22 protein-coding genes and 1 riboswitch are annotated in these 21973 nt (G+C 73.5%); of the genes, 10 read left to right on the forward strand and 12 right to left on the reverse strand.

Features of this window, described 5'->3' with window-relative positions:
* Positions 1-10: 10 nt before the first annotated feature.
* Complete coding sequence (locus Ani05nite_RS20505) at positions 11-1249, reverse strand: PucR family transcriptional regulator (protein ID WP_203770436.1); 1239 nt, start codon at positions 1247-1249, stop codon at positions 11-13.
* Positions 1250-1278: 29 nt separating this feature from the next.
* Here Ani05nite_RS20505 and Ani05nite_RS20510 point away from each other — a divergent pair, with 29 nt between their 5' ends.
* The 4 genes from Ani05nite_RS20510 (at position 1279) to Ani05nite_RS20525 (ending at position 6180) form a co-directional block, all read left to right on the forward strand.
* Positions 1279-2337 carry a ferredoxin reductase gene (locus tag Ani05nite_RS20510; RefSeq protein WP_203770438.1) on the forward strand — a complete coding sequence of 353 codons (1059 nt, stop codon included), beginning with the start codon at positions 1279-1281 and terminating at the stop codon, positions 2335-2337.
* 40 nt (positions 2338-2377) lie between these two features.
* Positions 2378-3625 (forward strand): fatty acid desaturase family protein, encoded by a 1248-nt coding sequence (locus Ani05nite_RS20515; protein ID WP_203770440.1) that lies wholly within the window; start codon positions 2378-2380, stop codon positions 3623-3625.
* Positions 3626-3642: 17 nt separating this feature from the next.
* On the forward strand, positions 3643-4887 hold the full coding sequence (locus tag Ani05nite_RS20520) for a D-arabinono-1,4-lactone oxidase (RefSeq protein ID WP_203770442.1): 1245 nt from the start codon (positions 3643-3645) through the stop codon (positions 4885-4887).
* Positions 4888-5079: 192 nt separating this feature from the next.
* A complete protein-coding gene (locus Ani05nite_RS20525) occupies positions 5080-6180 on the forward strand; it encodes a glycoside hydrolase family 11 protein (RefSeq protein ID WP_203770444.1) in 1101 nt (366 codons plus the stop codon).
* Here Ani05nite_RS20525 and Ani05nite_RS42395 read toward each other — a convergent pair.
* A complete protein-coding gene (locus Ani05nite_RS42395) occupies positions 6108-6773 on the reverse strand; it encodes an RBBP9/YdeN family alpha/beta hydrolase (RefSeq protein WP_203770446.1) in 666 nt (221 codons plus the stop codon). The two genes, Ani05nite_RS20525 and Ani05nite_RS42395, sit on opposite strands and share 73 nt — an antisense overlap.
* Before the next feature lie 67 nt (positions 6774-6840).
* Positions 6841-7041, forward strand: a riboswitch (cobalamin riboswitch).
* A gap of 36 nt (positions 7042-7077) precedes the next feature.
* Here Ani05nite_RS42395 and bluB point away from each other — a divergent pair.
* Complete coding sequence (gene bluB / locus Ani05nite_RS20535) at positions 7078-7704, forward strand: 5,6-dimethylbenzimidazole synthase (protein WP_203770448.1); 627 nt, start codon at positions 7078-7080, stop codon at positions 7702-7704.
* A gap of 15 nt (positions 7705-7719) precedes the next feature.
* Here bluB and Ani05nite_RS20540 read toward each other — a convergent pair whose 3' ends face one another.
* From Ani05nite_RS20540 to Ani05nite_RS20555, 4 genes are all read right to left on the reverse strand, one after another.
* Complete coding sequence (locus Ani05nite_RS20540; protein WP_203770450.1) at positions 7720-8124, reverse strand: ester cyclase; 405 nt, start codon at positions 8122-8124, stop codon at positions 7720-7722.
* Positions 8125-8207: 83 nt separating this feature from the next.
* Positions 8208-9248: a hypothetical protein gene (locus Ani05nite_RS20545; RefSeq protein WP_203770452.1), complete on the reverse strand. Its 1041-nt coding sequence runs from the start codon at positions 9246-9248 to the stop codon at positions 8208-8210.
* A 119-nt stretch (positions 9249-9367) separates the two neighbouring features.
* Positions 9368-11509, reverse strand: coding sequence for a transglycosylase domain-containing protein (locus Ani05nite_RS20550; RefSeq protein ID WP_239130434.1), 2142 nt, complete (start codon positions 11507-11509; stop codon positions 9368-9370).
* Positions 11510-11546: 37 nt separating this feature from the next.
* A complete protein-coding gene (locus Ani05nite_RS20555) occupies positions 11547-12542 on the reverse strand; it encodes an alpha/beta hydrolase family protein (RefSeq protein WP_203770456.1) in 996 nt (331 codons plus the stop codon).
* Between the two features lie 87 nt (positions 12543-12629).
* Between Ani05nite_RS20555 and Ani05nite_RS20560 the strand changes: the two genes are divergently transcribed.
* Positions 12630-13412: an LLM class F420-dependent oxidoreductase gene (locus Ani05nite_RS20560; RefSeq protein ID WP_203770458.1), complete on the forward strand. Its 783-nt coding sequence runs from the start codon at positions 12630-12632 to the stop codon at positions 13410-13412.
* Positions 13413-13458: 46 nt separating this feature from the next.
* Here the strand turns inward: Ani05nite_RS20560 and Ani05nite_RS20565 are convergent, their stop codons facing one another.
* Together Ani05nite_RS20565 and Ani05nite_RS20570 are read right to left on the reverse strand one after the other, a co-directional pair.
* Positions 13459-14118, reverse strand: a complete 660-nt coding sequence (locus Ani05nite_RS20565; RefSeq protein WP_203770460.1) for a response regulator — start codon at positions 14116-14118, stop codon at positions 13459-13461.
* A complete protein-coding gene (locus tag Ani05nite_RS20570) occupies positions 14106-15350 on the reverse strand; it encodes a sensor histidine kinase (RefSeq protein WP_203770462.1) in 1245 nt (414 codons plus the stop codon). Before Ani05nite_RS20570 ends, Ani05nite_RS20565 begins: the two co-directional genes overlap by 13 nt.
* A gap of 128 nt (positions 15351-15478) precedes the next feature.
* Between Ani05nite_RS20570 and Ani05nite_RS20575 the strand changes: the two genes are divergently transcribed.
* Positions 15479-15670, forward strand: coding sequence for a hypothetical protein (locus tag Ani05nite_RS20575; RefSeq protein ID WP_203770464.1), 192 nt, complete (start codon positions 15479-15481; stop codon positions 15668-15670).
* A 50-nt stretch (positions 15671-15720) separates the two neighbouring features.
* On the opposite strand, the gene Ani05nite_RS20580 is transcribed toward Ani05nite_RS20575, so the two are convergent.
* Positions 15721-17214, reverse strand: coding sequence for a GntP family permease (locus Ani05nite_RS20580; RefSeq protein ID WP_203770466.1), 1494 nt, complete (start codon positions 17212-17214; stop codon positions 15721-15723).
* Positions 17215-17303: 89 nt separating this feature from the next.
* Positions 17304-17987, reverse strand: coding sequence for an SDR family oxidoreductase (locus Ani05nite_RS20585; RefSeq protein ID WP_203770467.1), 684 nt, complete (start codon positions 17985-17987; stop codon positions 17304-17306).
* A 105-nt stretch (positions 17988-18092) separates the two neighbouring features.
* Between Ani05nite_RS20585 and Ani05nite_RS20590 the strand changes: the two genes are divergently transcribed.
* The gene (locus Ani05nite_RS20590) at positions 18093-18662 is read left to right on the forward strand and encodes a TetR family transcriptional regulator (protein ID WP_203770468.1); all 570 of its coding nucleotides are present in this window, start codon (positions 18093-18095) and stop codon (positions 18660-18662) included.
* Positions 18663-18671: 9 nt separating this feature from the next.
* Here the strand turns inward: Ani05nite_RS20590 and Ani05nite_RS20595 are convergent, their stop codons facing one another.
* Together Ani05nite_RS20595 and Ani05nite_RS20600 are read right to left on the reverse strand one after the other, a co-directional pair.
* Positions 18672-19283, reverse strand: a complete 612-nt coding sequence (locus tag Ani05nite_RS20595; protein ID WP_203770469.1) for an acyl-CoA-like ligand-binding transcription factor — start codon at positions 19281-19283, stop codon at positions 18672-18674.
* A complete protein-coding gene (locus Ani05nite_RS20600) occupies positions 19280-20815 on the reverse strand; it encodes a DHA2 family efflux MFS transporter permease subunit (RefSeq protein WP_203770470.1) in 1536 nt (511 codons plus the stop codon). The genes Ani05nite_RS20595 and Ani05nite_RS20600 overlap by 4 nt, the downstream gene beginning before the upstream one ends.
* A gap of 3 nt (positions 20816-20818) precedes the next feature.
* On the opposite strand from Ani05nite_RS20600, the gene Ani05nite_RS20605 reads away from it, so the two are divergent.
* Both Ani05nite_RS20605 and Ani05nite_RS20610 read left to right on the forward strand, forming a co-directional pair.
* Entirely contained in the window at positions 20819-21748 is a 930-nt protein-coding gene (locus Ani05nite_RS20605) for an amidohydrolase family protein (RefSeq protein WP_203770471.1), read from the forward strand.
* A 67-nt stretch (positions 21749-21815) separates the two neighbouring features.
* Positions 21816-21971: a hypothetical protein gene (locus Ani05nite_RS20610; protein ID WP_203770472.1), complete on the forward strand. Its 156-nt coding sequence runs from the start codon at positions 21816-21818 to the stop codon at positions 21969-21971.
* Positions 21972-21973 lie beyond the last annotated feature (2 nt).

Raw genomic sequence — 21973 nt, forward strand, 5'->3', positions numbered from 1 at the left:
CGCGGGCGGCTCAGCCCGGGTCCACCGCCAGGGCGACGGTCAGCTCCAGCAGCCACCGGGGGTCGCGCAGCCGGTCGCCGTACAGCTCGCGCAGCCGCGTCATCCGGTACCGCACCGTCTGCGGATGCACGAACAGCGCCGCCGCCACCTCGTCGCGCCGGCCCTGGTGCCGCAGCCAGGCGCGCAGGGTCTCGACCAGCTTGGCCGCGCTGGGCTCCTTCTCGCCGGCCAGCGGGGCCAGCACCCGGGCCCGCAGGTCGGCCAGCGCCTGCGGGTCCGCGCCGACCACGAGCGTGACCAGGTGGTCCTCGGTGTCGACCACCGCGCCGCCGCTGCTGGGCGCGAACCGGGCGGTGCGCGCGGCCCGCTCCAGCGAGTCACGGGCCTGCAGCCAGGGGCGTACCGGGCCGACGATCGCGCCCCGCCCGGCCAGCAGGCGGATGAGGTGCGAGCGGGAGACGCCCTGGGCGTCCGGGACCAGCAGCACCGACGTCTCGTCCGGCCCGGCCTCGGCGACCTGCAGGGTGCGGGCGTCGAGCAGGTCGAGCACCGCGCGGGCGAACGGCTCGGGCACCAGCACCGCGGTCAGGGTCTGCGGGGGCAGCCACTCCGCGCGCTCGGCCGCCGCGGTCACCGCGTGCGCCGGCTCCCCGGCCAGCAGGGCCTGGGCGAGCCGCTCCAGGTGCCGGCGGCGGACCCGGCCGGAGCTGGCCAGCTCGTCGGCGTGCCCGGCCACGCTGGCCGCGGACAGCTCGTCGATGTACGCGAACACCTGCTCGGCGAAGTGCGCGATGGTGGCCGAGTCCTGGCCGGCCCCGACGCTGATCGCGGCGAGCTCCCGCCAGGCCACCCGCGCGCCGAGCCGGTACGCCGCCAGCAGCGCGTCCAGGCTGCGGCCGTTGCGCGCCTCGCCCCGGCCCAGCGCGTACGCGGCCTCCAGCGCCGGGGTCAGCGGCGAGCCCCGCCCCTTGCCGGCCGAGCGCGACACCAGGTTGAGGAACGTGGCCAGGGCGGCCCGGACCGCCTTCTCGATCTGCGGGCCCAGCTCGCCGGCGAAGGCCTTGGCGTACGCCGGCACCCCCTCGGTGATCGCCTCCACGGTCTGCGTGGCGACCGCCGGCAGCGCGTGACGGAGCGGCGCGACCGCCTCGGCGGATAGGCGGAAGTCCTTCACATCGCTCACTGCGACCCTCCTTTGTTCGCTAGGAACAATAGCTCCGGGCCAAATTCCCTTGACCGGGTCAGGCATTCGTGCCCGGATCGCCGCACGCTTGTCACATGGCGGTGACTCAGACCCTGCGATCGGGCGCTTGGCGCGTCGTGGAGCTCCTCACGACCCCCGTGGTGCCGGCCGACTACCTCGACGTGGTCGCGCCCCTGCGCAACGCGGGCGTCCTGCGCGCGCGGATCGAGGCGGTCCGGCCCGAGACCCGCGACGCGGTCACCCTGGTGCTGCGGCCCGGCCGCGGCTTCCGGCCCCACGAGCCCGGGCAGTACGTGCGGATCGGCGTCGACGTGGACGGCGTGCGGCTCTGGCGGGCGTACTCGGTCACCAGCGCTCCGGGCCGGCTCTCCGTGACCGTCAACGCCGTCCGCGACGGCGCGGTCAGCTCCTACCTGGTCCGGCAGGCCAGGCGCGGCATGCTGGTCAACCTCGACCAGCCGGCCGGCGACTTCACCCTGCCCGCCACCCGCCCCGGCAAGATCCTTTTCGTCACCGCGGGCAGCGGCATCACCCCGGTGATGGGCATCCTGCGCAGCCTGCTGCCCGAGCTCGACGACGTGGTGCTGGTGCACTCGGCGCGGGAGCGCGAGGCCGTCGTCTTCGGCGACGAGCTGCGTGCCCTGGCCGCCGCGGGCCGGATCCGCCTGGTCGAGCGGCACACCGGCACCGACGGCCGGATCGGCCCGGCCGAGCTGGCCGCGCTGGTCCCCGACCTGGCCGAGCGGCCCACCTGGGCCTGCGGGCCCAACGAGATGCTCGACGACCTCGGCGCCCACTTCGCCGCGGCCGGCATCGCCCAGAACCTGCACGTCGAACGGTTCCGGCCGAAGGTCATCGCCACCGGCGACGGCGGCAAGGTGACCTTCGGGCGCACCGGCACGGTCGTGGACGCCGGCGGCAGCACGCCGCTGCTGGAGGCCGGCGAGGCGGCGGGCGTGCTGATGCCGTCCGGCTGCCGGATGGGGATCTGCTTCAGCTGCGTGCTGCCGATGACCGAGGGCGCCGTTCGCGACCTGCGCGACGGCTCGATCACCACCGCCGTCGAAGGCGACAACGTCCTGGTGCAGACCTGCGTGTCGGCCGCCGCCGGCAACTGCCACCTGGACCACTGAGACTCCGCTCCCGCTCCAAGACAGAATCCCGAGGACTGCCGTGACCACTCTGCAGCGCAAGCCCGTCAACCCGATCGCGCACCTGACCGAAGAGGACATCGAGGCCATCGGCCGCGAGCTGGACGCCCTGCGCGACGAGATCGTGGCCAGCCGCGGCGAGCGGGACGCGAAGTACATCCGCAAGGTGATCAGCACGCAGCGCCGGCTCGAGCTGGCCAGCCGGGCCCTGCTGCTCGTCTCGATCTTCCCGCCGGCCTGGCTGCTCGGCACGGCCGGGCTGTCGGTCGCCAAGATCCTCGAGAACATGGAGATCGGGCACAACGTCATGCACGGCCAGTGGGACTGGATGCGGGACCCGAAGATCCACTCGACCACCTGGGAGTGGGACAACGCCTCGCCGTCGGAGCAGTGGAAGCACTCGCACAACGAGCTGCACCACACGTACACCAACGTGATCGGCAAGGACAACGACCTCGGCTACGGCATCATGCGCGTCGACGAGCAGCAGCGCTGGAGCCCGATCCACCTGGGCCAGCCGCTCTGGAACTTCGTCAACGCCTGCTTCTTCGAGTACGGCATCGCCGCGTACGACCTGGAGCTGGGCAAGAACCTCAAGACCAGGAAGCGCCGCCAGTCGCCGCAGTTCAAGGAGCGGCTCAAGCAGGTCCGCCGCAAGATCGGCAAGCAGCTGCTCAAGGACTACGGCGTGCACCCGGCGCTGTCCGCGCTGACCGGCTCCTGGCTGACCACGATCGCCGCCAACGCCACCGCCAACCTGGTCCGCAACCTCTGGACCCACTCGGTGATCATGTGCGGCCACTTCCCCGAGGGCGTCGAGACCTTCGAGCGCACCTCGATCGAGGGCGAGACCCGCGGCGAGTGGTACCTGCGCCAGATGCTGGGCTCGGCCAACATCGACGGCAACCGGGCGATGCACATCATGACCGGCAACCTGTCGTACCAGATCGAACACCACCTCTTCCCCGACCTGCCGAGCAACCGCTACCAGGAGATCGCGCCGCAGATCCGCGACCTGTTCCAGCGGTACGGCCTGTCGTACACCAGCGGCTCACTGCCCCGCCAGGTCGGCTCCGCCTGGTACAAGGTCTTCCGGCTCTCGCTGCCCAACCGCGGCGAGGCCAAGGCGCTCGCCGAGGGTCCCCGGCCGGTCAGCGGCCGCAAGGTGAAGGCCACCCGCTGGCAGCGCCCAGCCACCCAGCCGGCGACCGAGCCGGCGACCGGGCCGGTGGCGACGGTCACCACGGAGCCGGTGGCGGCCGCTTCCTGATCGCCTAGGCTGGCCCGGTGAGCAACGTGGTGACCAACTGGGCCGGCAACATCACCTTCGGCGCCCGCCGGCTGCACCGGCCGGCGGGCCTGCCGCAGCTGCGCGAGCTGGTGGCGGCCGGCGGTCCGCTGCGGGTGCTGGGCAGTGGTCACTCGTTCAACCGGATGGCCGACACCACCGGCGATCTGATCAGCCTGGCCGACCTGCCGCGGATCGCGGAGATCGCCGCGGACCGCCGGACCGTCCGGGTGGACGGCGGCATCCGCTACGGCGAGCTGGCCGACCTGCTCGACGCCGAGGGGCTGGCGGTGCACAACATGGCGTCGCTGCCGCACATCTCGGTGGCCGGGGCGGTCATGACCGCCACCCACGGCTCCGGCGTGCGCAACGGCAACCTGGCCACCTCGGTCGCGGGCATCGAGCTGATCCGCGGCGACGGCGAGCCGGTGACGCTGCGCCGCGGCGACGACGACTTCGCCGGCGCGGTGGTGGGCCTGGGCGCCCTGGGCGTGGTCACCGCGCTCACCCTGGACGTGGTGCCGGCGTTCGAGCTGCGCCAGTACGTCTACGACGACCTGCCGCGGGCCGCGCTGGAGCAGCACCTGCCGGAGATCCTCGCGCACGGGTACAGCGTCAGCCTCTTCACCGACTGGAGCTCGCCCGACATCAACCACGCGTGGTTCAAGCGCACCGACGAGCTGCCGCCCGGCCCGCTGTTCGGCGCCCGCCCGGCCGACGGCCCGCGCCACCCGGTGCCCGGCCTGCCCGCGGACAACAGCACCGAGCAGTTCGGGGTGCCGGGCCCGTGGCACGCCCGGCTGCCGCACTTCCGCATGGAGTTCACCCCGAGCACGGGCGCGGAGCTCCAGTCGGAGTGGATGGTCCCGCGCGAGCGGGCGCTGGAGGCGATCGACGCGGTGGCCCGGGTCCGCGACCGGATCGCGCCGGTGCTGCAGGTGAACGAGATCCGCACGGTCGCCGCCGACGAGCTGTGGCTGAGCATGAACTACCGGCGCGACAGCCTGGGCCTGCACTTCACCTGGATCGCCGACACGGAGCAGGTGCTGCCGGCCGTGGCGGCCCTGGAGGAGCAGCTCGCGCCGCTGGCGGCCCGGCCGCACTGGGGCAAGGTCTTCACCCAGGATGCGGCGACGGTCCGCGGGCTGTACCCGCGCTTCGCCGACTTCCGCGCCCTGGTGGACCGGTACGACCCGCGCGGGGTCTTCCGCAATGCCTGGCTCGACGACATCCTGGGCGCCTGACCGGCTCCGAAACTTTCAGGTTTCGGCCCGAGAAAAAGGGTCCGAATCGGCGCCGTTTCGACCGCCTATGCCGCGCTTTACCCCGCTCTGAGCTCTCGGCTTCCTTCCGGAAGTTGTTGACAGCCCGTCCCGGCCGACCAATACTCGCCATCGATGGACTTCAACGCGGCCTCACGACAAGGATGCGCGCGCATGACCGACTCCCCCCTCCCCCCGCGCCGCCGGCGTGATCGCCTCCGGCTGCTCACCGGCGCCGCCTGCGCCGTCGTGCTGGCGGCGGCCTCGGTGACCCTGGCCGGCGCCGCCCACGCCGAAGCCGACCGCACGGTCACCTCCAACACCACCGGCACCCACAACGGCTACTTCTTCTCGTACTGGAAGGACAGCGGCAACGTCACCATGAACCTGGGCGCCGGCGGCCAGTACAGCGTCCAGTGGAGCGGCATCAACAACACCGTCGTCGGCAAGGGCTGGAACCCCGGCTCCCGGCACACGGTGAACTACTCCGGCTCGTTCAACGTCAACGGCAACGGCTACCTGGCGCTGTACGGCTGGACCACCAACCCGCTCATCGAGTACTACGTGGTGGAGAACTTCGGCAGCTACAACCCCAGCACCGGGGCGCAGCGGCTGGGCTCGGTCACCACCGACGGCAGCACCTACGACATCTACCGCACCCAGCGGGTCAACCAGCCGTCCATCATCGGCACCGCGACGTTCTACCAGTACTGGAGCGTTCGGCAGCAGAAGCGCACCGGCGGCACCATCACCACGGCCAACCACTTCGACGCGTGGGCCCGGCTCGGGCTCAACCTGGGCACCCACAACTACCAGATCCTGGCGACCGAGGGCTACCAGAGCAGCGGCAGCTCGAACATCACGGTGAGCGAGGGATCGACCCCCACCAACCCGCCCACCACGCCGCCGACGACGCCGCCGACCTCGCCGCCCACGTCGCCGCCGACCTCACCGGGCGGCAGCGGCGCCTGCCAGGTGACCAACGCCGTCAGCGCCTGGAACACCGGCCTGACCGACAACATCACCATCCGGAACACCGGCGCCACCCCGATCAACGGCTGGTCGCTGCGGTTCACCCTGCCCCCGGGACAGGCCATCACCTCCGGCTGGAACGCCACGTACGCGCCGGCCAGCGGCCAGGTGACCGCGACCAACGTCAGCTACAACGCCGCCATCCCACCGGGCGGCTCGACCACCATCGGCTACCAGGCCACCCACACCGGCAACAACGCCGCGCCGAGCGGCTTCACCCTGAACGGGGCCGCCTGCAGCTGAGCACCGCCGCCACGCCGGGTCCGGCCACCGCCGGGCCCGGCGCCGCGCGCCCGCCTCAGCCCAGCGCGGCCACCAGGCGTTCCCCGTCCGGCCAGGGACCGTAGCCACTCGCGGTCTCGAGGTGGCCCGCGTCGCCGGCGTCGACCAGCTCCGCGCCCCAGTCCCGAGGCGTACCGCTCGAACTGCGCGAAGGTGGTGTACGGATCGGTGCGGCTGGCCACCAGCGTCGTGCGGAACGGCAGCTCGTCCCGGGGCGCCACGCCGAACGCCAGGTCGGGCGGGTCGTCCGGGCCGGGGATCCGGCCGGGATCGAGGAACGGCGGCGTGACCAGCAACGCGCCGCGCACCGGGCCGGTGTGCCGGCCGGCCCAGGCGGCCACGGCGAGACAGCCGGCGCTGTGGGCGATCAGCACGGCCGGCTCGTCGTCGGCCCGGACCGCCGCGTGCAGGGCGGCCACCCGCTCCTCGAGGACGAACGGCGGACCCGGCGGCCGCGGCGCCCAACGCCAGCCGGGGTGCGCGCCGGCCCAGCGCCGCAGCCAGTGCTCGGGGCGCGGGATGCCCCGCCCCGGGACGAGCAGATGCCGGGTCATCCGTCCATCGTAGAGCGATCGCACGCCGCCGCGGGCGGCCGCCGAGCCCGGCGGTAACGTGTCGCCCGGCACGAACTTGTTGCGAGGTGCCCCGCCCGCGGGTGGGGAGAATCGGGAAGCCGGTGCGAATCCGGCACGGGCCCGCCGCGGTGACCGGGGAGCTGCCGTCCCTGCGCTCCGGGCGCAGCCACTGGCCCACGGGCCGGGAAGGCGGACGGTGAGGCGCTGATCCGGGAGTCCGAAGACCGGCCTCGCGCCTGACGCCCCGGCCGGCCCGGGGCACGAGCGCGGCGGGAGCCTGCCCATGACCCACGACCTGTACGAGACCATCAACCGGCGCCGGGACGTCCGGGGCGAGTTCACCGGCGACCCGGTGCCCCCGCCGGCGCTCGATCGGATCCTGGCCGCCGCGCACGCCGCGCCCAGCGTCGGGCTGTCCCAGCCGTGGGACTTCATCCTGGTGCGCGACCGGGAGCTGCGGCAGGCGTTCCACCGGCACGTGCACACCGAGCGGGACGTCTTCGCGACCGGCCTCACCGGGGACGCGGCCCGCCGCTTCGCCGGCATCAAGATCGACGGGATCCTGGAGTCGACGCTGTCGGTCGTGGTCACCTACGACCCGGGCCGCGGCGGGCCGGCGGTGCTGGGACGCCACGCCATCGCCGATGCCGGGCTCTACTCGGCCTGCCTGGCCATCCAGAACCTGTGGCTGGCGGCCACGGCCGAGGGACTGGGCGTGGGGTGGGTGTCGTTCTACCGCGAGGAGTTCCTGCGGGACCTGCTCGGCATTCCCGCCGGGGTGCGGCCGGTGGCCTGGCTGTGCCTGGGCCCGGTGAGCCGGCTGGCCGACGTACCGGATCTGGAACGCCACGGCTGGCGCCGCCGGCGGCCGCTGCACCTGGCCGTGCACGCCGACCGCTGGGGCGGCTGAGCCGGGCCCGGCCGCTCAGGCCGGGATGATCCGGCCGCCGATCTGCCGGGCCACCTCGAGGTCGTTGCCCTCGAACCAGCTCTCGGCCACCTTCTCCCCGGCCAGCCGGAAGATGATGATGCCGGTCTCCCGCACGCTCTGCCCGCCGGGCGGCAGGTCCAGGTACCCACCCCGGTACGTCGACCGGATCGTGTAGCGCACCACGACCTTGTCCCCGCTGCCGATGACGTCCTCGACGACCGGCTGCTGGTCGGCGAAGGCGGCCGGGTACCAGCGCAGCCAGGTGGTGAAGGCGGCCCGGTCCCCGCTGCCGCCCGGCCCGTGCGCCACGAAGTCGTCGGTGACCAGGTCGGCCAGCCGCTGCTCGTCCCCCGTGCGGCACATGGCGAACCACGCGCGCGCGATCTCGGTCGCATCCATGCGTCAAGTTCTATGTCATCCGGGCGGGCGGCGCACTGCAACACGGGCCGGCGGCCGGAACATCCCGGCCGCCGGCGCCGCCGTCAGTCCGTGACCGGCGGTGCGGTCCGCGCGGCCTCGCGCAGGTCGGCCCGCTCGGCCGTGTACGGGTTGTACGCGTACGCCCGCGCCAGCTCGCCCGGCACGGTGAAGTACTCGGCGGACAGCTTGGCCGGGTCGGTGGCGATCTCGCCGCGTCCCGGCAGGTCGTCGCCGTCGTCCCAGCCCCACGGCGCGTTGGCCGAGTTGGTGCCGCAGGAGTAGGTGCCCACGCCGCAGTCGCCCGAGGTGTCGCCGGCGAAGGTGCCCAGGTTCGCGAACAGGCCGGCGGCGTCGCGCCGGGCCCACAGCCCGCCGTCGGCGAAGATGTCGATCAGCTCGTACGGCACGTCACGGTCGTTGGTGCCGCTCGGCGCCTCGCCCCGGTCCGACGGGTAGTAGACCAGCCCGTCGCCGTTGATCCGGTACTGCGGGTACGCCTTGAGGCCGTGACCCTGCACCTCCTGCGCGGTGACCGGGTGCTGGAACGAGTCGTGCGGCGACGACTGCAGCTGCAGCGTCCCGTCGACGGTCTCCCGGCCCGAGGTCCAGGTGCTGCCGCTGGGGGTGTACGAGTAGAAGCTGGTGTGCGCCACCGTTACCGCCGAGCGCAGCACCCCGTAGGTGGAGCCGTCCTTCTGCACCGCGAGCAGCACGCCCTCGCCGTCGTTCTCGTGCTCGGTCTCGAAGAACGGGTGGTCCACCCAGTCGCGCGGGTGGAAGAAGAAGTACGTGATGAACCAGTGCGTGCCGGTCTCGGCCACCGAGTAGTACACCGCGGCCGAGAACGACGCGCCGGCCTGCCCGGCCCGGTCCCAGTTGTTGCGCCCGTTCCAGTCGCCGTCGAAGTCGACCCGGGTCAGGTAGTCCGACCGGCCGCCGAGCGCGTGGCTGCCGGTGGCGTCGACGTCCTGGTAGTGGATGGGCGCCCAGCGCAGCGCCAGCTCGGCCCGGCCGACCGCGGCGCCGGCGGGTGCCGGCGCCGCGAGGCCGATGGACACCAGCGCCACGGACAGCGCTGCCGCGATCCTGCTCCTACCGACCATGTGTGCTCCCACATTCCGCAATGGATAGACCACGGGCAATGTATGAGCTCGATGGTGCGCGTCGCGTGGCCGAACCACAACGCCCGGATGGCCGCGGGCCGAAGACTGGGAGCGGCGGATCAGTCGGGCTTCTTGAACTCCTGCTCCGGCTTGCCCTCCATGTAGTCCGCCATCGTGCGGTACACCGCCGGGTTCACGATGCCGTGCGACATCCGGTCGGTGTGCCCGGCCCAGTCGGGGTTGACCAGGTAGCCGGCCACCACCAGGTCCTGGGTGCCGACCACCAGCGCCGCGGTCTTGTCGTCGTCGGTGGTGCCGGTCTTGCCGAAGACCGGGTGGCCGACGACGCGGCGGGCGCTGGGCTCGGTGGCGCCGCCGCAGTTGCCCAGCTGGGCCCGGTCGCCGACCGGGCAGCGGGCCGCGTCCAGCGCCTTGCGGGCGACGTCCTTGCTGGTGGCCCGGTTGCACTTGGGCTGGCCGATGTCGCTCTTCTTGCCGTCCTGGGTGTAGATCTGCTGGATCGGGGTGGGCGCGCAGTACATGCCGTCACCGGCCAGCGTCGCGTACGCGTTGGCGATGTCCAGCGGTGTGGACGCCGAGACGCCGAGGGTGAACGCGCCCCACTGGTTCGCGGCCTCCTCGTTGTTCGCCATCTCCGCGTCCTTCTGCGCCCGGAACTTGACCCCGAACCGCTTCGCCACGTCGACCACGTTCTCCGCGCCGACCTTCTCCTGCAGCGGCACGAAGTACGTGTTGACCGAGCGGCCGAAGCCGGTCCACATGTTGAACGGGCCGACCTCGCTCTTGGAGGAGTTGCCGGGGCAGTAGAAGTGCGTGCCGGGGCAGGCCGCGTCGGAGCGCGGATCGATGATGTAGCCGGACCGGTACCGCTCCTGGGCGTCGATCGTGAAGCTCGGCTCGAGGCCGCTCTCCAGCGCCGCCACCATGGTGAACATCTTGAACACCGAACCGGCCTGGTAGCCGCTGATGTCCCCGCCGCCGGTGATGATGGGGTTGGTGGTGTTGGGGTACGTGCCGCGGATGCCCTCGGCCGCCTTGCGCGGGTCGGACGAGATCTTGTTCTCCGGGTCGCTGGTGCTGTCCAGCTTGTACTTGCGGTTCGCCGCCAGCGTGCGCACCCGGCCCGAGCCGGGCTCCACCCCGGCCAGCAGCAGCGCGTTGCGGTTGGTGTCCTTGATGAGCCCGGTGATCTCCTTGCGGGCCGCGCTCTGCGCCTTGACGTCCAGCGACGTGACGATCCGGTAGCCGCCGGTCTTGAGCTGCCGCTCGCGGTCGTACGTGGTCTTGCCGAACGCCTCCTGGCTCAGCCACCAGCGGTAGAAGTAGTCGCAGAAGAAGCCCCAGTTGTTCTTCGCGACCGACACGCAGCCGTTGCCCGGCCGGTTGGTGGTCCGGCCCAGCTTGACCGCCTTGGCCTTGGTGGCCTCGTCGGGCTTGAGGTACCCCAGGTCCCGCATGTTGTCGATGATGTAGTTGCGCCGGTCCAGCGCCTGCGGGTAGCCGCTGGTGGTGGTCGGGTCGAACGACGTGGGCGCCTTGACCATGCCGGCCAGCAGGGCGGCCTCGGCCACCGAGAGGTCACGCGGCTTCTTCTTGAAGTACACCTGGCTGCCGGCGTAGACGCCGTACGCGCCGTTGCCGAACGGGGCGATGTTCAGGTACCGCTCGAGGATCTGCTGCTTGGTCAGCTCCTTCTCGAGCTGCAGCGCGTACTTCATCTCGGAGAGCTTGCGCTCCGGGGTGTCCTTGGTCGCGTCGACCGCCTCCTGCGGGGTCCGCGCGGAGTAGGCCAGCGTCATCCGGACCAGCTGCATGGTCAGCGTCGAGGCGCCCTGCTTGTCGCCGCCCTGCTTGTTGTTGACGAAGGCCCGGGCGACGCCCTTGAGGTCGACGCCGTTGTGCTTGTAGAACTGGTGGTCCTCGGCGGCGACGATCGCGTTCTGCATGTTGACCGAGATGTCCTTGAGCGGGACGTCGCTGCGGAACTCGTCGTACATGACCGCCAGCTGGGTCTTGTTGTCCGCGGCGAAGACCCGCGTCACCTGCGGCGCGGTCTGCTGTTCGAGCTGGCTGGGCAACTGCGCGAACGTCTCCGACCCGGCCTTGGCCGCCAGCCCTGACATGGCGACGGCGGGGAACGAGGCTGCGGCGACCACCACGCCCGCCAGCAGCCCGCAGATCAGCAGTGATCCGGCGCTGGCGAACTTGTTGCGGTCGCGGGGAGGCGTTGGGGAGGTCACTCGAAACAGGTTAGTCACGAAGATCCAAGACCGCCGCTCAGAGGTCCGACTCGAGAGTCGCCACATCACCGGCCCGGGCGGCGGCCGGGATCCGCTGCCGGGCGGCGGCGTCGCCGTACAGGGCCCAGCGCAGGAACTCCGCCGATGTGCCGGTGGTCGCCTCGAAGTCGCCCGCCCGGGTGACGTGCCCGCCGTCGGTGATCGCCAGCAGCGCGCGTGACCAGGGCACCGCCGCGTACACGGCGTGCCCGGCCCGGAAGGTCACCGTCTCGTCCTTGCGGCCGTGCACGAACAGCAGCGCCGCGGAGGGGCCGGCGAAGGGCGCCGCCTGGAAGTCGGTGCCGGCCAGGACCACGCCCGCTTTGAGACGTTCATCACGATGCGCGCTGAACAACCCGACGGTGGTGATTCCCCCGGCGGAGTGACCGGCGGCCCCGATCCGGTCCGCGTCGATCATACGGCCGAGCGGGTCGGCCGGCGCGAGCAGCGCGTCCAGCACCGCGGAGGCGTCCGCGGGCTGGTTCACGATGTCCGGGGCGTAGAAGTCGCTGGCGCCGTACGACGTGCGCGGGTAGGTCGGGCCCGCCACGACGAACCCCGCCTGGGCCCAGCGGGAGAGCATCGCCGCGTAGTCGCCCGGCTGCGCGGTCAGGCCGTGACTGAACAGCACCAGCGGGAACCGGCCGGCGGCGGCCGGCGCGTCGTCGACCGGGTCGGGGCTGGGCGGGGCCGTACCGGCGGCCGGGTACCAGACCGTGGTCGGCAGCGGCCGGTCCGCGCCGCGGGCGAACTCCAGCACGCGCCGGCCGACCGCGAAGGCGCCCGCCGGGGCGATACCCGGCGGCGGGGTGTACGGCGCGGTCACGTCCCGCGGGGCCAGCGACGACGCGGTGGTGGAAGCGAGGATGGGCGCCGCCGACGCGGAGGCGGTGGTCGCGCCGGGCCGGGCGGCCCCGGGCTGCGCCGCGCACGCCGTCAGGGCCCCGGCGCCGGCGGTGGCGGCCAGCCCGGCCAGCAGTGTCCGTCTACGCATGGTGACCATCCTGCGCGACGAAGCTGTGCTGACCTTGAGAATCCCCCGAGCCGAACATCACACCGCGTGCGGGATTAGGCTGCGATCATGACCTCGAGGCCGGTAAGGATCGGGCTGCAGCTCCAGCCCCAGCACATGGACTACGCCACCATCCGCCGTACGGCGGCCGAGGCCGAGGAGCTCGGCGCCGACGTCCTGTTCAACTGGGACCACTTCTACCCGCTGTACGGCGAGCCCGACGGCCTGCACTTCGAGTGCTGGACCATGCTCGCCGCGTGGGCCGAGTCGACCTCCCGGGTGGAGATCGGCGCGCTCGTCACCTGCAACAGCTACCGCAACCCGGAACTGCTGGCCGACATGGCCCGCACCGTCGACCACATCAGCGACGGCCGGCTCATCCTCGGCATCGGCTCCGGCTGGTTCGAGCGGGACTACCAGGAGTACGGCTACGAGTTCGGCACCGCCGGCGGCCGGCTCGACGACCTCGCCGGGGCGCTGCCGCGGATCGAGTCGCGCTGGGGCAAGCTCAACCCGCCGCCGACCCGCAAGATCCCGGTGCTGATCGGCGGTGGCGGCGAGAAGAAGACGCTCAAGCTGGTGGCCCGGCACGCCGACATCTGGCACAGCTTCGGCGACGCCGCGACCATCGCGCACAAGCTCGGCGTCCTGCGCGGGCACTGCGCGGACGCCGGCCGGGACATCGCCGAGATCGAGGTGTCGACCGCCGCCCCCAAGGGCGACCCGGCGACCGGCGGCGCGGAGCTGCGGGAGCTGGGCGTCTCGCTGTTCACCGTCGGGGTCGGCGGGCCCAAGCCGGACCTGGGCGAGCTGAAGCAGTGGCTCGCCTGGCGCGACCAGCAGAACGCGTGACCGGTGCCGGCCGGGCCCGCGGGCCCGGCCGTCGCCCACCGGCGGCTCAGCGGGCGCGCTCCCGGCCGTCCAGGTAGCGCAGGACGGCGGCGACCCGGCGGTCCGAGCGGTCGTCCGGCGCCATGTCCAGCTTGTGGAAGATGCTGCGGATGTGTTTGTGCACGGCGCCCTCGCTGACGAACAGCCGCTCGGCGATCGCCACGTTGCCCAGGCCCTCGGCCATCAGGGCCAGCACGTCGCGCTCACGCGGGCTGAGCCGCTCCAGCCGCGAGTCCGGGCGGGTCCGGGCGAACAGCTGGGCCACCACGTCGGGATCGATCGCGGTGCCGCCCGCCGCGACCCGGTGCAGCGCCGCCAGGAACTCCTCGACCCGGCCGACCCGCTCCTTGAGCAGGTAGCCCAGGCCCCGGGCGCCGCCGGCCAGCAGCTCGGTGGCGAACATCTGCTCCACGTACGCCGAGAGCACCAGCACCGCCAGCTCCGGCCGCCGCCGCCGCGCCTCGACCGCCGCCACGATGCCCTCGTCGGCATGCGTCGGCGGCATCCGCACGTCGACGATCGCCACGTCCGGCCCGTACCGGTCGACGGCGGCCAGGAACGCGTCCGGGTCGCCCGCGGTGGCCACCACGTCCAGTCCCTCGGCCCGCAGCAGCAGCGCCAGCCCCTCGCGCAGCAGGGCGTCGTCCTCGGCGATCACGATCCGCACGGCAGCTCCACCTCCAGGGTCGTCGGCCCGCCGGGCGGGCTGGTCACGGTCAGGCCGCCGTCGAGCGCCCCGATCCGGCGGCGGATGCCGACCAGCCCGGACCCGCGCGCCTCGTCGGCGCCGCCCCGGCCGTCGTCGGTGATCCGCAACCGCAGCATGGTGTCACTGCCGCGCACGGCGACCTCGGCCCGGGTGGCGCCGCTGTGCTTGGCGATGTTGGTCAGCGCCTCCGCCACCACGAAGTAGGCCGTGGCCTCGACCGCGGCGGCGCAGCGGCCCGGCACGTCGACCTCGATCCGGCACGGCACGGCGCAGGCCGCGGCCAGCCCGCTCAGCGCGCCGGCCAGCCCGCGGTCGGCGAGCACCGGCGGCAGAATGCCCCGGGCCACCGCCCGCAGCTCGGCCAGGGCCTGCTCGGCCGCGCTCTGCGCGCGTTCCAGCAGGACCTCGGCCTCGGCCGGGTCGCGGGTCAGCATCCGGCGGGCCGCACCGAGCAGGACGGTGGTGGCGACCAGCCGGTTCTGGGTGCCGTCGTGCAGCGACCGCTCGATGCGGCGCAGCTCGGTGGCGTGCGCGTCCAGGGCCGCGGCCCGGGTCGCGGTCAGCTCGGCGATGCGCAGCGACAGGTCGGTCCCCGGGCCGGGCGCGAGCAGCCGCCGGCCGGGCGCGGCCTGCCACCGGGCCAGCGCCGGGGACAGGCCGACCGTCAGCACCGCCCAGCAGACGCCGAGCAGCGAGACGGTGACCACGCCGGGCCAGTCGTGCACGGTCCACAGGCCCAGCCCCGGGGTGCGCCCGCCCTCGGGGATCAGCCGCCACCACAGCGCGAACGTGCCGTCCCGGACCGCCCAGACGGGCAGCTGGATGCCGAGGACGCCGAGCAGCAGGCCGGCGGTGGCGTGGCGGATCAGCCAGCGCAGCTCGCGGCGGGTGGCCGGATCGGTGAGCACGGCCCGCCAGCGCCCGGGCGGCGGGCCAGGGCTGAGCACCTCGGCGCCGCGCCGCGACAGCCGCGCCCGCTCCAGATCCGCGACGGCGTGCAGGGCGCGCGCCGCCGAGGGCACCAGCGCCAGTCCGATCCCGATCAGCCCGGCGGCGGCCACCAGGGCCAGCCACAGCAGCACGCCCAGGGCCAGGGCGGCCGTGCCGAGCCCGCCGACCAGGTCGCGCAGCGCCCGCCCGGTGGAGCCGCGGGCCTCCCCCGCCAGCCGCCGGATCTGTGTCGCCTCCATGGCCGCTGACCCTAGGGGGCGAACGCCACCGGTGGCCCGGCCGGGGCCGGAAAGTACAGCTGGCTGTACCCCCGGCCGGGCAGGTGACGGGATGGGAGACCGGCCGGGACGCGCCTAGCGTCGACGGCATGACCGACATCGACCGCAACCACCCGTCCGCCGGCCGGGCGCTGGCCTGGACGCTGCTCGTGCTCTGCACGGTCGGCAACCTGGCGCTCTCGCTCTACGGCGGCGCGCTCGTGCTGCACATCGCGCTGGGCGTGGCCACCGTGGTGTGCGTCGCCGCGCTGGTGTTCACCTACCTGCGGCGTACCCGCTGAACGCCGGAGGCGGGGCCCGCGAACCGCCGGCCCCGCCTCCCGGTCCCGCGTCAGACGAAGACGTCCAGGATCATCACGCAGGCGAAGCCGACCACCGAGATGATCGTCTCCATCACCGACCAGGTCTTGATGGTCTGCCCGACGGTCATCCCGAAGTACTCCTTGACCAGCCAGAAACCCGCGTCGTTGACGTGCGAGAAGAACAGCGAGCCACAGCCGATGGCCAGGGCCAGCAGCGAGATCTCGGGCTTGTCGAGGGTCGCGGCGAGCGGGGCCACGATGCCCGCGGCGGTGATCGTGGCGACGGTGGCCGAGCCGGTCGCCACCCGGATGCCCACCGCCACCAGGAAGCCGAGCAGCAGGGCCGAGATGTTCGCGTCCTTGGCCGCGTCGGCGACCACGTTGCCGACCCCGGCGTCCACCAGCACCTGCTTGAAGCCGCCGCCGGCGGCGACGATGAGCAGGATGCCGGCGATCGGCGGCAGCGAGCCGCCGATGACCGCCGAGGTCTGCGCCCGGTCGAAGCCGGCCCGCTTGCCCAGCGTCCACATCGCCAGCAGCACGCCGGCCAGCAGCGCGACCACCGGCGTGCCGGCGATGTCGAGCGCCTGGCGCAGGCCGGTGTCCTCGTCCAGGGTGAGCTCGCCGACGGCGCGGATCAGCATCAGCACGATCGGTAGCAGGATCGTCAGCACCGCGGCGGTGACGCTGGGGTGGCGCCGGCGGTCCGGCAGGCCGGCGTCGACCGGCCGGTCCGGCTCCGCCGAGCCGGCGTTGGCCAGGTCGTCGCGGTCCACGAAGTCCTGACCGCCGGCTGGGCCGGAACCGGCGGACCGGTCGCCGACGCCCGCCGGCGCCAGCAGGGCGGGCACCGCGAGCGGCACCCGCTTGGCGATGAAGTTGCCGAAGACCGGGCCCGCGATGATCACCGTGGGGATGGCGCAGATGAGGCCGAAGGCCAGGGTGAGGCCCAGGTCGGCGCCGAGGCTGGACACCGCGACCAGCGGGCCGGGGTGCGGCGGGACCAGGCCGTGCAGCACCGACAGGCCGGCCAGCGCCGGGATGCCGATCTTCAGCAGCGGCACGTCGGTGCGCCGGGCCACCAGCAGCACGATCGGCACCAGCAGCACGACGCCGACCTCGAAGAACAGCGGCAGGCCGATGAGCGCCGCGACGCCGGCCATGGCCCACGGCAGCGCCGATCCGGAGAACCGCCGGACGATCGAGGTGACGATGCCGTCGGCGCCGCCGGACTCGGCCAGCAGCGCCCCGATCATCGAGCCGAGCGCGATCAGCAGGCCGACGCTGCCGACCGTGCTGCCGACCCCGGCGGTGAAGGACTTGATGGTGGCGTCGGGCGCGACGCCGGCCACGACCCCGAGGACGGCCGCACCGATGATCAGGGCGAGGAAGGGATGCCATTTGGCCCAGGCGATGAGCAGGACGACGGCCGCGATGCCGAGCACCGCGGCGAGGACGAGCTGGCCGGTCCCGGCGGAGGTGATCGCTTCCGCGGCCAGCACCGGTGCAGAGAGCGGGATCATGCGCGTGCCCTACCCGATGCCCCCGCTTTCCAACCCCGTCCTGCTGACCGGGCGGAAAGCCACGGCGGCCGGGGCCGCCGGGCCGCGGCTCAGTCCTGCAGCGCGGTGGACAGCCCGGCCTTGACGGTACGGCTGAAGTCGTCGGCCACGATCTCCGGACGGCCGGCCTCGACGCCGTCCAGGGCCAGCTTGGCCACCACGGCCGGGTCGACCTTCTGCTCCGCCGGGACTCCGGCCGCCATGTCGGTGTCCATGAAGCCCACGTGCAGGGCCGACACCGTGATGCCCCGGGGGGCGAGCAGATCGCGCAGGGCGTTGCTCTGCGCCCACTCGGCCGCCTTGGCCGCGGCGTACGCCCCGAACGGGGCCGGGTGCACCCAGGACAGCACCGACAGCACGTTCAGCACCGCGCCGCCGCCGTTGCGTTCGAGGACCGGCGCGAAGGCCCGGGTGACGGCCAGCGTGCCGAAGTAGTGCGTCTCCATCTCGGCCCGGATCTCGTCGAGGTCGCCGTCCAGCAGGCCGGCGCCGCGGCTGGTGCCGGCGTTGTTGATCAGCACGGTGGCGTCCCCGGCGAGCTCGGCCGCCCGGGCCACCGCCGCGGGGTCGGTGATGTCGAGGCACACGGGGATCACGCCCGGCAGGTCGATGGTCTCGGGGCGCCGGGCGGCCGCGTACACCGTGGCGCCGCGCTGCAGGAGCTGGGCGGCGAAGTGCCGGCCGAGGCCGCGGTTGGCCCCGGTGACGAGGGCGACGGAGTTCTCGAGCTGCATGGTGGTTCCTTCCGTAGGTCCGACGAAAAATAGATTATGACCCTCATCTAAACCGGGCAAGGTTGGATGACGGACGTCATATAAGATGGGGGCCGGAGGTGCGGCATGGCACGGTCGACGCAGGCCCAGGCCCAGCAGAACCGCGAGCGGGTGGTCGCCGAGGCGGCCCGGCTGTTCCGCGAGCGCGGCGTGCCGGGGGTCAGCGTCGCTGACCTGATGGCCGCCGCCGGGCTGACCCACGGCGGTTTCTACAAGCGGTTCGCGTCCAAGGAGGCGCTGGTCGCCGAGGCCACCGGCCGGGCCTTCGGTGAGCTCGGCGCGCGGCTGGCCGCCCTCGACGAGCAGCACGCCGGCGACCGCGCGGCCGCCCGGTCGGCGCTGCTCGACTACTACTTCTCCGCCGAGCACCGCGACGACGCCGGGCAGGGCTGCCCCGCCACCGCCCTGGGCGGGGACCTGGCCCGCGAGGCGGCCGACAGCCCGGCGCGGGAGCCGTACGCGGCGGGGGTGCGCGACTTCGCCCGCTGGCTGGCCGACGGCGACGAGGAGGACCTGGTGGCGGTGGCCACGATGGCGGGCGCCCTGATGCTGTCCCGGGCGACGGCCGGCACCGACCTCTCCGACCGCTTCCTGGCGGCCGCCCACCGGTCGCTGGCGGAGCGGAACCCGACCTGAGCGGGCGGGCTACGAGCCGGGCGGCCCGACCGGGAGCCCGTCCTGGAGCAGGGCGAGCGCCCGGTCGAAGTCGTCGTGGTACGTGACGCCCTGGGCCATGCCCATCCCGTCCCGGGTCGCGGCGAGCGCCGCGCCGATGACCGCGCCGGCCAGCACCCGGGCGGAGAAGTCGTCGGCCGGCAGCCCGGCGCGCTCGGCCACCACCTCGGCGAGCAACGTGATCGAGTCGGCGAACTGCTGCTGGTTGCGCATCCGCAGCTCGGGGACGGACCGGATGAGCTGCTGCCGGCGCCGCTCCTGGGCCCACTGCTCGTCGGTGAGCTGGCCGAAGAACTCGCGCAGGCTGCGCCGGACGGCCTCGAGCGGGCTGAGCTCCGGGGGCTGGGCCCGCAGCGCGGCGACCACGGCCGGGTCGTAGTCGTCGGCGAGGACCACGTCCTCCTTGGTCGGGAAGTACCGGAAGAACGTGCTCGGCGAGACGTCCGCCGCCTCGGCGATCTGGTCGACCGTCGTGGCGGCGTACCCCTGCGCCTCGAAGAGCCGCATCGCGTGCTCGCGGATGGCGGCCCGGGTCTTGGCCTTCTTGCGCTCGCGCAGCCCGATCGGCAGGGACGACGTCATACCACCGATTCTGCCGGGGCCGGCAGCGATCCGGGCGGCAGGGGTGCGGGCGCCGCCGGCGCCCGGCCGGGCAGGAAGAGCAGCGAGAGGACGGCGCCCACCGCGGCGACCACCGCGGCGACCACCAGCGCGCTGTCCATCCCGGCGGTGAACGCCGCCCGCACCGAGGCGAGCAGGGCCCCGTCGCCGAGCCCGCCGGCGACCGCGACCCCGGCGGTGGCGCTGTCGCGGACCGCCCCGGCCGCCGTCGCGCTCAGCCCCGTCACGTCCACCTGGTCGCGGTACGCGCCGTTGAGGACCGTGCCCAGCACGGTCACCCCGATCGCCGCGCCCACCTGGCGCATCGCCTGGATCAGCCCGGAGCCGACCCCGCTGCGCTCGACGCTCAGCGCGCCGAGGGCCGCGTTCATGGCCGGCGGCATGGTGCAGCCGAGCCCGACCCCGGCGACGGAGATCCACGCGGCGACGGAGCCGTAGCCGGTGTCCGGGCCGGTCGCGGCGCCGGCGAACAGGCCCGCCGCCATCAGCACCAGCCCCGCCGTCACCAGGGTCCGGGCGCCCAGCCGCGGCTCCAGCCGCCCGGCGACGCGGGCCCCGACCAGCAGCCCGCCGATGACCGGCAGCAGGCGCAGGCCGGTGCCCAGCGCGTCGCTGCCGCCGATCGCCTGGAAGAACTGCGGCAGCGCGAAGAGCATGCCGAACATGCCGAAGCTGGCCACCGTGGCCAGCAGCGAACCCCAGGTGAAGGCCCGGGAGCGGAACAGCGCCAGGTCGACCAGCGGGGCCCGGGCCCGCCGCTGCCAGGCCAGGAAGAGGGCCAGCAGGGCGCCGCCGCCGGCCGCGGTGAGCAGGGACAGCGGGTCGGTCCAGCCGCGCTCGCCGGCCTCGATGACGCCGTAGGTGACCGCGACCAGCCCGGCCGTGGACAGCACGATCCCCACCGGGTCGAAGCGGCGGCCGCGGTCGCCGTGCGACTCCGGCACCCAGAGCGCGACGGCGACCAGCCCGGCCAGCACCATCGGCACGTTGATGAGGAAGACCGCGCCCCACCAGAAGTGGTCCAGCAGCCAGCCGCCGACCACCGGTCCGAGCGGGATGCCGAGCGCGCTGGCGGTGACCCACACGGTCAGCGCCCGGGACCGCTCCGCCGGCTCGAACAGCACGGTCAGCACGGCTGAGGTGAGCGGCATGAGCACCGCGGCGCCGAGTCCGAGGGCGGCCCGGGCGGCGATGAGCTGACCGGTCGTGGTCGCGTACGCGCAGGCGACCGACGCCGCGCCGAAGACGACCAGCGCGCCGAGCAGCATCCGCTTGCGGCCGAACCGGTCACCCAGCATGCCGGCCGGCAGCAGCGCGGCCGCCAGCACCAGCAGGTAGGCGGTCGTGATCCATTGCAGGTCACCGGTCGTGGCGTGCAGGTCGCCGGCCAGGGTGGGCAGCGCGACGCTGAGCACGGTGCTGTCCAGGCCCACGGCCAGGGTGCAGAGGGCGAGCGCGGCCAGCGCCCACCAGCGAGATGTGGAAGTAGCCATGAAATGACAGTAACACTCAAAAACAAGTGGCTTTCATGTGGCGCGGTGCGCGATGATCGGGACGTGAACGACTTCATCGGCGCGCTGGGGCTCCCGGGCCTGGCGGATGTGCACACCCACTTCCTGCCCGAGCGCATGCAGCGCCGGGTCTGGGCCCACTTCGACCAGGCCGGGCCGCTGATCGGCCGGCCCTGGCCGATCCGCTACCGCGGCACCGAGGCCGAGCGGGTGGCCGAGCTGGGGAGACTGGGCGTACGGCTGTTCTCGGCCCTGGCGTACGCGCACCGCCCCGGCATGGCCGCCGACCTCAACACGTGGACGCTGGACTTCGCCGCGCGCACCCCCGGCTGCCTGCCCAGCGCGACGTTCTTCCCGGAGCCGTCCGCGCTCACCGACGTCCGCACGGCGCTGGACCGCGGCGCCCGGATCTTCAAGCTGCACCTGCAGGTCGGCGGCTTCGACCCGCGCGACGAGCAGCTGGACGAGGCGTGGGGCCTGCTGGCCGACACCGGCACGCCCGTCGTCGTGCACGCCGGCTCCGGCCCGGTCGCCAACGGCTTCACCGGACCCGGCCCGATCGGCGAGGTGCTCGCCCGCCACCCGCGCCTCACGCTGCTCGTCGCCCACCTCGGCGGGCCGGAGTACGAGGGCTTCCTCGCGCTGGCCGAGCGGCACGAGCGGGCCGGGCTGGACACCACGATGGCCTTCACCGACTTCTTCGAGCAGCTCGCCCCGTACCCGCCGGCCCTGCTGCCCCGGCTGCGCGAGCTCGGGCTGGCCGGCCGGGTGCTGCTCGGCAGCGACTTCCCCAACATCCCCTACCCGTACGGCCACCAGCTCGAGTCGCTGCGCCGGCTGGAGCTCGGCGACGACTGGCTGCGCGCGGTCTGCTGGCACAACGCCGCCCGGCTTTTCGGTATCGATACCGCGTAGCCGCCGGTCCCGCGTGCGCGGCTGTGCCACGATCACATCGATCAAGACGCGCGAGACGAGGTGTGCCATGAAGAAGGCCGTGGGCTGGATCGTCCTGGCGCTGGTCATCTTCTACATCGGCACGAACCCCGGGCCGGCCGCCGACATCGCCCGGGGCATCGGGGACGGCGTCGCCGAGGTGTTCCGCAACATCGGCGTGTTCTTCTCCGACCTGGCCGACTGAGG

Origin of the sequence: Actinoplanes nipponensis (genome assembly GCF_016862275.1) — a bacterium.
Lineage (GTDB): Bacteria > Actinomycetota > Actinomycetes > Mycobacteriales > Micromonosporaceae > Actinoplanes > Actinoplanes nipponensis.

Bases quoted from the DNA above. Each gene is read 5' to 3' on its own strand.
- Ani05nite_RS20505 (WP_203770436.1), bottom strand. From the start codon at position 1,249: ATGCCTGACCCGGTCAAGGGAATTTGGCCCGGAGCTATTGTTCCTAGC.
- Ani05nite_RS20510 (WP_203770438.1), top strand. From the start codon at position 1,279: ATGGCGGTGACTCAGACCCTGCGATCGGGCGCTTGGCGCGTCGTGGAG.
- Ani05nite_RS20525 (WP_203770444.1), top strand. From the start codon at position 5,080: ATGACCGACTCCCCCCTCCCCCCGCGCCGCCGGCGTGATCGCCTCCGG.
- Ani05nite_RS42395 (WP_203770446.1), bottom strand. From the start codon at position 6,773: ATGACCCGGCATCTGCTCGTCCCGGGGCGGGGCATCCCGCGCCCCGAG.
- bluB (WP_203770448.1), top strand. From the start codon at position 7,078: ATGACCCACGACCTGTACGAGACCATCAACCGGCGCCGGGACGTCCGG.
- Ani05nite_RS20540 (WP_203770450.1), bottom strand. From the start codon at position 8,124: ATGGATGCGACCGAGATCGCGCGCGCGTGGTTCGCCATGTGCCGCACG.
- Ani05nite_RS20545 (WP_203770452.1), bottom strand. From the start codon at position 9,248: ATGGTCGGTAGGAGCAGGATCGCGGCAGCGCTGTCCGTGGCGCTGGTG.
- Ani05nite_RS20555 (WP_203770456.1), bottom strand. From the start codon at position 12,542: ATGCGTAGACGGACACTGCTGGCCGGGCTGGCCGCCACCGCCGGCGCC.
- Ani05nite_RS20560 (WP_203770458.1), top strand. From the start codon at position 12,630: ATGACCTCGAGGCCGGTAAGGATCGGGCTGCAGCTCCAGCCCCAGCAC.
- Ani05nite_RS20570 (WP_203770462.1), bottom strand. From the start codon at position 15,350: ATGGAGGCGACACAGATCCGGCGGCTGGCGGGGGAGGCCCGCGGCTCC.
- Ani05nite_RS20575 (WP_203770464.1), top strand. From the start codon at position 15,479: ATGACCGACATCGACCGCAACCACCCGTCCGCCGGCCGGGCGCTGGCC.
- Ani05nite_RS20580 (WP_203770466.1), bottom strand. From the start codon at position 17,214: ATGATCCCGCTCTCTGCACCGGTGCTGGCCGCGGAAGCGATCACCTCC.
- Ani05nite_RS20585 (WP_203770467.1), bottom strand. From the start codon at position 17,987: ATGCAGCTCGAGAACTCCGTCGCCCTCGTCACCGGGGCCAACCGCGGC.
- Ani05nite_RS20590 (WP_203770468.1), top strand. From the start codon at position 18,093: ATGGCACGGTCGACGCAGGCCCAGGCCCAGCAGAACCGCGAGCGGGTG.
- Ani05nite_RS20595 (WP_203770469.1), bottom strand. From the start codon at position 19,283: ATGACGTCGTCCCTGCCGATCGGGCTGCGCGAGCGCAAGAAGGCCAAG.
- Ani05nite_RS20600 (WP_203770470.1), bottom strand. From the start codon at position 20,815: ATGGCTACTTCCACATCTCGCTGGTGGGCGCTGGCCGCGCTCGCCCTC.
- Ani05nite_RS20605 (WP_203770471.1), top strand. From the start codon at position 20,819: ATGACAGTAACACTCAAAAACAAGTGGCTTTCATGTGGCGCGGTGCGC.
- Ani05nite_RS20610 (WP_203770472.1), top strand. From the start codon at position 21,816: ATGAAGAAGGCCGTGGGCTGGATCGTCCTGGCGCTGGTCATCTTCTAC.